General features: G+C 67.0%; 9 protein-coding genes and 1 pseudogene. 5 read left to right on the top strand and 5 right to left on the bottom strand.

What is annotated here, in order from left to right:
• Positions 1-64 precede the first annotated feature (64 nt).
• On the bottom strand, positions 65-1,495 hold the full coding sequence (locus tag WT16_RS28630; RefSeq protein ID WP_063534777.1) for an HD domain-containing phosphohydrolase: 1,431 nt from the start codon (positions 1,493-1,495) through the stop codon (positions 65-67).
• Positions 1,496-1,624: 129 nt separating this feature from the next.
• Complete coding sequence (locus tag WT16_RS34180; RefSeq protein ID WP_156521524.1) at positions 1,625-1,768, bottom strand: hypothetical protein; 144 nt, start codon at positions 1,766-1,768, stop codon at positions 1,625-1,627.
• A gap of 330 nt (positions 1,769-2,098) precedes the next feature.
• On the opposite strand from WT16_RS34180, the gene WT16_RS28625 reads away from it, so the two are divergent.
• On the top strand, positions 2,099-3,217 hold the full coding sequence (locus tag WT16_RS28625) for a 3-deoxy-7-phosphoheptulonate synthase (protein WP_063534776.1): 1,119 nt from the start codon (positions 2,099-2,101) through the stop codon (positions 3,215-3,217).
• Positions 3,218-3,228: 11 nt separating this feature from the next.
• On the opposite strand, the gene WT16_RS28620 is transcribed toward WT16_RS28625, so the two are convergent.
• Positions 3,229-3,897 (bottom strand): O-methyltransferase, encoded by a 669-nt coding sequence (locus WT16_RS28620; RefSeq protein ID WP_063534775.1) that lies wholly within the window; start codon positions 3,895-3,897, stop codon positions 3,229-3,231.
• 124 nt (positions 3,898-4,021) lie between these two features.
• Positions 4,022-5,491, bottom strand: a complete 1,470-nt coding sequence (locus WT16_RS28615; RefSeq protein ID WP_063534774.1) for a GGDEF domain-containing protein — start codon at positions 5,489-5,491, stop codon at positions 4,022-4,024.
• 3 nt (positions 5,492-5,494) lie between these two features.
• Here WT16_RS28615 and WT16_RS35750 point away from each other — a divergent pair.
• Both WT16_RS35750 and WT16_RS28605 read left to right on the top strand, forming a co-directional pair.
• Positions 5,495-5,863, top strand: a pseudogene (locus WT16_RS35750) (hydrolase).
• 260 nt (positions 5,864-6,123) lie between these two features.
• Positions 6,124-6,795, top strand: a complete 672-nt coding sequence (locus tag WT16_RS28605; RefSeq protein WP_059932822.1) for a hypothetical protein — start codon at positions 6,124-6,126, stop codon at positions 6,793-6,795.
• A 58-nt stretch (positions 6,796-6,853) separates the two neighbouring features.
• On the opposite strand, the gene pcaQ is transcribed toward WT16_RS28605, so the two are convergent.
• On the bottom strand, positions 6,854-7,855 hold the full coding sequence (gene pcaQ / locus WT16_RS28600; RefSeq protein WP_063534772.1) for a pca operon transcription factor PcaQ: 1,002 nt from the start codon (positions 7,853-7,855) through the stop codon (positions 6,854-6,856).
• 108 nt (positions 7,856-7,963) lie between these two features.
• Between pcaQ and pcaH the strand changes: the two genes are divergently transcribed.
• Both pcaH and pcaG read left to right on the top strand, forming a co-directional pair.
• Positions 7,964-8,668, top strand: a complete 705-nt coding sequence (pcaH, locus tag WT16_RS28595) for a protocatechuate 3,4-dioxygenase subunit beta (RefSeq protein WP_063534771.1) — start codon at positions 7,964-7,966, stop codon at positions 8,666-8,668.
• Positions 8,669-8,670: 2 nt separating this feature from the next.
• Entirely contained in the window at positions 8,671-9,264 is a 594-nt protein-coding gene (gene pcaG, locus WT16_RS28590; RefSeq protein WP_063534770.1) for a protocatechuate 3,4-dioxygenase subunit alpha, read from the top strand.
• Positions 9,265-9,719: the final 455 nt, after the last annotated feature.

Below are 9,719 nucleotides of genomic sequence, written 5' to 3'. Positions count from 1 at the left end.
ACGCATCGTCATTCGTTGACATTCCGTGATCGAGCGTGCGCGGTGCCGGATGACGGCCGTCATCTCACACGTTGCGCTGCGGCACCGCACCGGCAGACTCGTGAATCACGATCTCGAACGGCGCTGCCTCCTGCGCCTCGAATCGCCGAAGCTGCGCGACCTGGTGCGAAGACACCACGCTGCCCCGGGTCACGAGCAGAATGCCGCCGTTGGTACGCAGATCGCCGGCGAGCCGCATGCCTTCCCGCAGTTGCGAGGCGTTGACTTGCGAGACCGCTCCCGGTCCCGCCAACGCAGAGGGATCTTTCGACAGGGCAACGAATTGCTCGACGATCGCCGGGTCGTAGCGCATGCCCGACTGCGACACGAGCATCCTGAGCGCCTGTTCTGCCGTGAACGGCTGGCTGACCATGCTGCCTCCGCGCAACGCCTCGAAGTCGCGCGCCACCGCGAGAAGGCGCGAGCCGAACGGGATCTCCTCCCCTGCGAGGCCGTCGGGCGTGCCGCGTCCATTGAAGCGCTCGTACTGATGGCGGATGATGTGCGCGACAGACTGGAGCTGCTGCACAGGCGTAAGCACCATCTGCGCACGCAGCGCATGCTGGTAGTACAACTGGCTTTCTTCCGCGGACATGCGATCGAGCGGCTTGCGCAGCAATTCGTCCGGCAGCGACAGCTTGCCGATGCCGTGCAGCAGCCCCGCGAAGAACAGTTCCTGCGCCTGCAGACCGCTCATGCCGAAAGCCAGCGCAAGACTGCGCGCAGCTTCGCCGATCCGCAGCGATTCGCCCCCCATCACACCGCAGCGCAGCTCGATCATGTTCGCGCAAACCTGAACCATCGCCGTGAAGTTGTGCTTCAGGTCGCTTTGGGCATCGTCGAGAAACATCACCGTCTGACGGAGTTCCTCGGTGCGGGCGTGCACCTGGACTTCGAGTGCCGTATTGAAAGTGCGAAGCGCCTCGTTCTGCCGGCTGGCGACCTCGCCCAGCCGCGCGTTTTCACGGCGCAGCCGCTGCTGCTCGATCGCCTCGTCGACGGCGAGCAGCACCTCGCGATCATCCCAGGGCTTGGTCAGGTAACGGTAGACGGCCCCTTCGTTGATGGCCCGCACGGCCAGGTCGATCTCCGAATAGCCGGTGAGCAGGATGCGGGTCGTATCCGGGTACAGCGTCCGCGCGCGGGCGAGGAAATCCGCTCCGTTCATGTACGGCATCCGCATGTCGGAGATGATGACGTCGACCGTGTTGCAGGCGAGAATGTCCAGGGCTGCAGCGGCGCTGTCGGCGGTCAGGACCTGGTATCGGGTCGTTCGGAACAGGCGCCTGAGTGACGAAAGCACGCCAAGTTCGTCGTCGACGAGCAGGACGGTGGGCGCAGGCGCGGATGCACTCGCTTCATGTTCCGCGAATGTCGCTGGCGCTCCATTGTCGATGTCCGCCCCCCCATCATTAACAGGGATAAATGGATTCGTCACCTTTTCATGTTCGATCATGATGCCCCCATTTCCGGCCGTCCTTGCTCCTTGGATATCGGCGGAAATAGCCGCGAATATATCGGGGGAAACACGAAGGGAATATCCATTTTAAATAACTCAACCAGCCTGTTTTTCAATAAGTGAAAATCACGCCAGAAGCAGGCGAACGACCGTCGCTGCCGTGCCGGGAAAAGAATGAAAGAGATGAAAGGAAGCGGCGCATTCGCGAAAAATGGCTTTCGCCGAGTCAACTGGTTCGCCGGCGTGCGCCGTGTAGGAAAAGCCTGACATCAACGGAAAGACTCCTACATCAAAAATGACTGTCGGCTGAATTTCTCTATTTGATGGCTATTGGAAATTTTTCTCGCAGCAAAATCAGCGACGCGCTCACATATCGACCCACGATGAAACGCAATGACGGCACGGACGAAGCACGGGCGGCACACTGCTGGTTGGCCAGTGCGCCATCGCCGTCCGCTGCGCAGCCGAAAGAGGGACTCGTCAGGCTATGACATGACGCGATCGTTTGCGGCGGCGCAGCGCGACGCGCAGCCGATCGGCGCGCCGCGCTCGGCGCGAATGCCATAATCGTGGCTGATTCAGCAGAACCGGAACCCCACCATGCAAAACATCGACAATCCGCAGCGCGACCGGGAAGCCGGCTCCGCCGACACGACGCAAGACACGACGCGCATCGACGACGTGCGCATCGGCGCGGTGCGCCCGCTCATCTCGCCCGCGCTGCTGCAGGACGAACTGCCCGTGCCGAGCGCCGTCCAGGCGCTCGTCGAGGCGAGCCGCAACGCGATCGGCGGCGTGCTGCACGGCCGCGACGACCGCCTGCTCGCAATCGTCGGCCCATGCTCGATCCACGATCACGACCAGGCGCTCGACTACGCGCGCCGGCTGAAGGCCGCCGCCGACGCGCTGTGCGACGATCTGCTGATCGTGATGCGCGTGTATTTCGAGAAGCCGCGCACGACGGTCGGCTGGAAGGGCTACATCAACGATCCGCGCCTCGACGGCAGCTTCCGCATCAATGAAGGGCTGCGCGCCGCGCGCCGGCTGCTCATCGACATCAACGCGCTCGGCCTGCCCGCCGGCACCGAATTCCTCGATCTGCTGAGCCCGCAGTACATCGCGGATCTGATCGCGTGGGGCGCGATCGGCGCGCGCACGACCGAGAGCCAGAGCCACCGGCAGCTCGCGTCGGGGCTGAGCTGCCCGATCGGCTTCAAGAACGGCACCGACGGCGGCGTGCAGGTGGCGGCCGACGCGATCGTCGCGGCGCGCGCGAGCCACGCGTTCATGGGCATGACGAAGATGGGCATGGCCGCGATCTTCGAGACGCGCGGCAACGAAGACGCGCACGTGATCCTGCGCGGCGGCAAGAAGGGCCCGAACTACGACCGCGCGAGCATCGACGAAGCGTGCGCGGTGCTGCGCACGGCGGGCTTGCGCGAGCAGGTGATGGTCGACTGCTCGCACGCGAATTCGAACAAGTCGCACCTGCGGCAGGTCAACGTCGCCGAGGACCTCGCGCGGCAACTGTCGGACGGCGAGCGGCGCATCACCGGCGTGATGGTCGAGAGCAATCTGGAGGCCGGCCGGCAGGATCTGAATCCCGGCACGCCGCTGCAATACGGCGTGTCGATCACCGACGCGTGCCTGAGCTGGGCGCAGACCGAGCCCGTGCTCGACGCGCTCGCGCAGGCGGTTCGGCGGCGGCGCACGGCCTGACGGCCGACGGCCTACGCCGTCACGACCGTCAGCGCGAACCCGTCCCAGCCCTTCGAGCCGACGGTCTGCAGCGCGGTCGTCGACAGGCGCGGATGCGCGGCGATGAGCCGGAAATATTCGCGCACGCCGAGCGCGTCCGGGTCATGGTTCTGCGGGTCCGCGACGCGCCCCTGCCGCACGACGTTGTCGGCGACGATCACCGTCCCCGGACGCGACAGCGCGACCGTCAGCGGCAGATACGCCGGATAGCTGTCCTTGTCGGCGTCGAGGAAGATCAGATCGAACGGCTCGGCGCGCTCGGCGATCAGCCGCTCGAGGCTCTCCTTCGCGCGGCCGACGACGACCGACACGACGCCGTCCAATCCCGCGCGCCCGATGTTCTCGCGCGCGAGCGCCGCGTAATCGGGGTTCGCCTCGAGCGTGACCAGCGCGCCGCCCGGCGGCAGCGCCCGCGCGAGCCAGATCGTGCTGTAGCCGCCCAGCGTGCCGAGTTCGAGAATCCGGCGCGCGCCGCGAATCGTCGCGAGCAGGTTCAGGAATTTGCCTTGATTCGCGGTGACGTTGATCGCGGGCAGGCCGGCCGCCCTGCTCGACGCCAGCGCCGCATCCAGCGCCGGATCGGACGTCGCCAGTTGGCTACAGAAGAAATCGTCGACCGCGCTCCATTGCCGTTCGTTCATTGCGCACCTTTCTCGTTCTCATGTCGGGGGAAGGTCATTCTATGGCGAACGGCCCGCGTCGTTCGCGCCCGATCCGCTCGCCGATGCCGCCAAACGCCGCCCCGCCCCGCCTACCGGGCTCGACTCAACCGAGCCCGACGTCGACGATGCGATTGCGCCCGCCCGCCTTCGCCTGATAGAGCGCCTGATCGGCCGCCTCGACGATCGCGGCGATGGGCGGCGCGGACGCGCCGTCCGGCTGCCACACCGCGACGCCGACGCTGACCGTGACGAACCCGACCTCCGAGCCTTCGTGCTCGATGCCGAGCATCCGCACGCCGAGACGCACGCGCTCGGCGACGACGAGCGCGCCGCCGCGCGGCGTATCCGGCAGCACGACGACGAATTCCTCGCCGCCGTAGCGCGCGACGACGTCGCCCAAGCGCGCCGCCTGCTGCGCGATGCAGCGCGACACGGTCGCGAGCACCTCGTCGCCGACCTGATGGCCGTATGTGTCGTTGTAGCGCTTGAAGTGGTCGATGTCGACGAACAGGATCGCGAGCGGACGCGCGCCGCCCATCGCGCGCCGCCATTCGCGCTCGAGCGTCTCGTCGAGCGCGCGCCGGTTGTGCAGGCCCGTGAGGCTGTCGGTGCCGGCGAGCCGCGCGAGCGCCGCCTCGGCCGTCGACTTGCGCCACAGCGAATGCGCGAGATACGCGCTCATCACGACGAAGATCAGCGCGAACACGCCCGTGAGCACGCCGAAGCGCCACGCGCGCACACGCCACGTCGCATGGATGTCGTCGTCCGCGAGCGCGACCTGCACGATCAGCGGAACGTCGTCGAGCCGACGATACAGGTAGAAGCGCTTCACGTGATCGATCGGCTCGACGTCGAAGAACTCGCCCGAGCGGCCGAATTGCATGCGCGAGTAGAGGCTCGTTCCGCTCAGGTCAAGGCCGACGGACTTCTCGTCGAACGGAATCCGCATCAGGACGCGCCCGTCCGCGTGCATCAGCGCAAGCGCGCCGTGGGGGCCCGCACTCGCCGCCGCCAGCAACTGCTGGAAATACGCGACGCGCACCGCGAGCACGACGACGCCCGCGAACGCGCCGTCCGCGCGCTCGATGCGGCGCGACAGCGCGATGCACGGCTCGCCGTCGCGCGACGGCATCCGGTACGGCCCGCTCAGATACGTGCCGAGCGTCGGCGCGTCGCGCTGCGCGGCGAAGAAATCGTACGACGCGAAGCTCGCGGTCGGCAGCGGGCCGCTCGTCGACGCGAGCGTCACATGCCCGCGCGCGTCGAGCACGTACATCACGCCGGCCTCGTTCGCGGCCGCCGCGGCATCGAACAGGATCTCGCGGCGCAGGTCGGCGGGCAGCGCGGCGATGCGGCGCTCGCCGAGCTGCGCGGCGATGCGCGCGAGCATGCGGTCGTACAGACGAAAGCCGCGCGCGACGTCGCGCTCGATCATCTGCAGCGTGTTGCGCGCGGCGCGTTGCGCGTGCTCGAATGCGTCGTCGCGGCTGTCGCGCAGGATCGCCGCGCAGATGGACATCATGACGATCGCAATCGCCACCGCGCCGGCGATCACCATGTAGCCGAGCGGCATCCGGTGCGACGGCCCTCGCCGTCGGCGCAAGCCGGCATGTATCGATTTCATGCTTGTCTGATGAGCGCGATGCGCTTCGTCACGAAAAACATCGTCGGCCATTGTCTGCGACGCGCGCGGCACGACACGCATCGAAACGGCGCGCATCGCGCGCCGACAGACCGAACCGGATCGGAAAATTCCGATCACAAAGTGCGTCGGCGCGCCGAATCGGCGACGCGGGGCAATCGATCGGAAGGCATTTTGAATCGACGTCGCGCAACGCGACGAGCGGCCATTCTATCGAACGTTCGGCGCAATGTTGACCTCGCGCACTGCAATCCGATACACGTCGCAGGAAAGTGCTCAAGAACGCCCGATCGACGCCGATAACGCCCACAGCGCACGTTGCCGCCGATTCGTTTCCGCCATGCCCGCGCGGCCGCGGGCGCAGCCCGGCGATGCGAGGCGCGCTTGCGCGCGCGATGCCGTCCGGCGTACTTTTGCATGACGCGCAAGCGCGCCGAACAACGCGTTCGACCGGATGCGCGATTCGCTTAGGGCGCCAAACGCCGAAACGCGCCCAAGCATCGCGCATTCGAACTGCACGCGGCGCAACCGCCGCTCCGACTCAAACAACGTTCATTCACGACATGGCCAACGCGAAATCGTCATCATCCGTTCCCACCGAATTCCTCTACATCGGCGCGGCCGGCGAGCACTACATCATGTCCGAGTGCTTCCGCCACAACATGGAGGCGTTCAAGCTGCCGATCGACAAGGGCTTCGATCTCGTCGTCACGCGCGCGTACCGGCATCTGTCGCGGCTCGACGATGCGCCGCGGCCCGTCGAGCGCGGCGTGCCCGAAACGCCGGTCTACGTGCAGGTCAAGAGCCGCCAGGCCGCGCCCGTCGCGTCGCCGAAGGAAAAAGGCGAGCGGCCGAGCTGGGAAGGCTATTTCCCGATCAAGCCGGCCGACCTGGATCTGATCTGCGCGACGCCCAATTCGGCGCTCGCGTGCGTGCTGTTCGTCGATACGCGCGGCGAGCTGACGCGCAGCCGCACTGCATATGCATGGTGGATGTCGAGCGCGTATGTCAACACCCTGCGCGACGCCGGGCATTTCATCGCGATGCCGAACAAGGACGCGCTCGAGCTGTGGGTGCGCTATGTCGAGCCCGCGCCGGACAGCGGCTACAGGCAGAACACGTATCTCTCGCTGCTCAAGCAATGCCAGATCAAGGGCTCGGAGCCGGGCAAGAAATCGAGCGGCTTCCTGCTGTCGGAAGAACGCTTCGATTTCGGGAAGCTCGGCATGGCGTGAGCGGACGCTCGTCGTTGGTCGCGCGGGGCGGCGCGGCGGTGCACGCCAACCGCCGGCGTCACGCGTTGGGCCCGCCCCCGCCGCGCCGCTGGTTCGCCGCGCCCCGCCCGCCGCGCGCGCGCCCGCCCGCCGCGCCCAGCCGCCGCCGCGCAACCGCCCGCACCGCGTCGATCAGCGCGCGCGCGACGGGCGACGGCTGCGCGTCGGTGCGCAGGATCAGCCCGACCGGCTCGTCCGCGCCCTCGACGGGCAGCGCGAGCCGCACGAGCGTGCCGGCCGCGAGATCGAATTCGGCCGCGTGGCGCGGCACGAACCAGACCGCGTCGTTCTCGAGCGCGAGCGCGCGCGCGACCGACACCGACAGCACCTCGACGAACGATTCGAGCGGCGGCGCGCCGCACGCGCCCAGCAGTTGCTCGGCCGCCTGCCGGATCATCGTGCCGTAAGGCGGCAGCACGACCGGGTAGCGCGCGAGCTGCGCGGCGGGCGAAGCGCTCGCCGCGAGCGGATGGCCCGCGCGCACGACCGCGACGAGCGGCTCGTTGTACAGATGCTCGAACGACAGCCCGACCATCCGCTCGGGCTCCGACAGCCGCCCGATCGCGCACTCGATCGCGCCCGCCTTCAGCCGCTCGAGCAGCTCGGCGTTCGCGGCGGTCGTGATCCGCACGACCGCGCGCGGCCATTCGCTCGCGAGCACCTTCAGCACGGCGGGCGCGAGCGACGCGGCGACGGTCGGCAGCATGCCGATCTCGAGCGTCGCCGCCGCGCCGCCGCTCTCGCGCGCGAGGAGCCCCACGCCCTGCCGCAGCGCGAGCACGCACGCGCTCGCGTGCGGAATGAAGAGCTGCCCCTCGCGCGTCGGCCGCGCGCCCTGCCGGCCGCGCTCGAACAACCGCACGCCGAGGATCGCTTCGAGCTCGGCGATCGTCTTCGACACGGCCGGCTGCGTGATCGACAGGCTTTGCGCGGCCTTCTGCACGCCGCCGAACTGCGCAACCGCGAGAAAGCACTGCAGATGCCGGAACTTGACCCGGCCGTCGGCGATCCGGTTTTGCATAACATCTGGTTATACGATCAGCGATAAAACGTCATTTTGCATAACTTTCCGGATTAGCTAAAGTCCTTCCATCCCGCCTTGACAACCATCAATCTGGAGACGCTCTCGATGGATTCCTCGACGCTCTCGCCACGCGACTGGCCGTCGCATCCCGCGTACATTCATCCGCCGTACCGCTCTTCCGTGAAGCGCGGCCCGACGCAGCCGCTGATTCCGCTGAAGGAGACACTGCGCAATCAGCGCGCGCCCGTCTACGGCGCGGCCGATCTCGGCCCGCTCGACCACGATCTGACGAAGAACGCGGCGAAGAACGGCGAGCCGCTTGGCGAGCGGATCGTCGTCACGGGCCGCGTGCTCGACGAAGGCGGCAAGCCGGTGCGCAACACGCTCGTCGAGGTCTGGCAGGCGAACGCCGCGGGCCGCTACGTGCACAAGGTCGACCAGCACGACGCGCCGCTCGATCCGAACTTCCTCGGCGCGGGCCGGTGCGTCACCGACGAGAACGGCCGCTACCGGTTCCTCACGATCAAGCCGGGCGCGTATCCGTGGGGCAATCATCCGAACGCCTGGCGGCCGAACCACATCCATTTCTCGCTGTTCGGCGACTACTTCGGCTCGCGGCTCGTCACGCAGATGTATTTCCCGGGCGATCCGCTCCTCGCGCTCGACCCGATCTTCCAGGGCACGCCCGAGGACGCGCGCGATCGCCTGATCTCGCGCTTCTCGATCGTCACGACCGAAGAAGGCTTCGCGCTCGGCTACGAATTCGACATCGTGCTGCGCGGCCGCGACGCCACCCCGATGGAGCGCTGAGCATGACGACGCTGAAACAGACCCCTTCGCAGACCGTCGGCCCGTACTTCGCGTATTGCCTCTGCCCGCAGCAGTACAACTACGATCTGAAGAGCCTCTTCACGGCGGAGATCGCGACGCCCGACGCGGCGGGCGAGCCCATCCTGCTCGTCGGACGCGTGCTCGACGGCGACGGCAACGTCGTCAGCGACGCGGTGCTCGAATTCACGCACGTCGACGGCGAGGGCCGCTATCCGGCGTCGCGCGACGAAGCCGCTGCGAGCGGTTTTTTCGGCTTTGCGCGCGTCGGCACGGGCACGGATGCGCAGAACCGCTTCGTCGTCCATACGGTGAAGCCAGGGCGCACGTCGGAGACGGACGCGCCGCACGTCGACGTGACGGTGATGATGCGCGGGATTCTCACGCACGCGTTCACGCGGATCTACTTCGACGACGAAGCGGCCGCGAACGAAACCGATGCGGTGCTTGCAAGCGTGCCCGCCGCACGTCGAGCGACGCTGATCGCAAAGCGCGACGCGCGGGCGAACGGCGTGACGGCCTATCGCTTCGACATCCGCATGCAGGGCGAGCGGGAGACGGTGTTCTTCGACGTCTGAACGAGTCGCGACGGTTGCGCGCGCCGGCCCGCGCCGCGCGCAGCCCGACGGCGCACTCCGGTTCAATTTTCATTTGAAATCGCATCGCCGCTTGAATACCCCGCCATTCGTCCTATCCTGAATCAGCCGATTGCATATATCGCGAAACGAAAAAGAAAACATCAAGCCGGTCATTGATCAAAAATACTGCGGAGACTCGCACATCGCTGATATCGATTAACAACGCTTGCGTCCCGACTCGGCCGCCGGCCGGCCATCCACGCTTGCCGGCATGCCCATGTGCGGGCGCATCCGCAAGGTTCACTCGGATCCCGTGTCGCGCGATTGCCGTCCGGCCAATGCCCGGCGCTCGCGGATGCCGGGGATGTCGCAGCGCCAGTGTGTCGCTGGCTGGTTCTTCTTTAATGCCTCACTCAAACACGTGGAGGTTGAAAATGAATTACCAGATCAACATT

The organism is Burkholderia sp. MSMB1589WGS (assembly GCF_001636105.1).
In the GTDB taxonomy this organism is placed as follows: Bacteria; Pseudomonadota; Gammaproteobacteria; order Burkholderiales; family Burkholderiaceae; genus Burkholderia; species Burkholderia humptydooensis.
The sequence above is the reverse complement of the archived record's forward strand: the minus strand, read 5'-3'. Positions and strand labels throughout refer to the sequence as shown.

Bases quoted from the DNA above. Each gene is read 5' to 3' on its own strand.
- WT16_RS28605 (WP_059932822.1), top strand. From the start codon at position 6,124: ATGGCCAACGCGAAATCGTCATCATCCGTTCCCACCGAATTCCTCTAC.
- WT16_RS28625 (WP_063534776.1), top strand. From the start codon at position 2,099: ATGCAAAACATCGACAATCCGCAGCGCGACCGGGAAGCCGGCTCCGCC.
- WT16_RS28620 (WP_063534775.1), bottom strand. From the start codon at position 3,897: ATGAACGAACGGCAATGGAGCGCGGTCGACGATTTCTTCTGTAGCCAA.
- pcaH (WP_063534771.1), top strand. From the start codon at position 7,964: ATGGATTCCTCGACGCTCTCGCCACGCGACTGGCCGTCGCATCCCGCG.
- WT16_RS34180 (WP_156521524.1), bottom strand. From the start codon at position 1,768: ATGTCAGGCTTTTCCTACACGGCGCACGCCGGCGAACCAGTTGACTCG.
- WT16_RS28615 (WP_063534774.1), bottom strand. From the start codon at position 5,491: ATGCCGCTCGGCTACATGGTGATCGCCGGCGCGGTGGCGATTGCGATC.
- pcaQ (WP_063534772.1), bottom strand. From the start codon at position 7,855: ATGCAAAACCGGATCGCCGACGGCCGGGTCAAGTTCCGGCATCTGCAG.
- WT16_RS28630 (WP_063534777.1), bottom strand. From the start codon at position 1,495: ATGATCGAACATGAAAAGGTGACGAATCCATTTATCCCTGTTAATGAT.
- pcaG (WP_063534770.1), top strand. From the start codon at position 8,671: ATGACGACGCTGAAACAGACCCCTTCGCAGACCGTCGGCCCGTACTTC.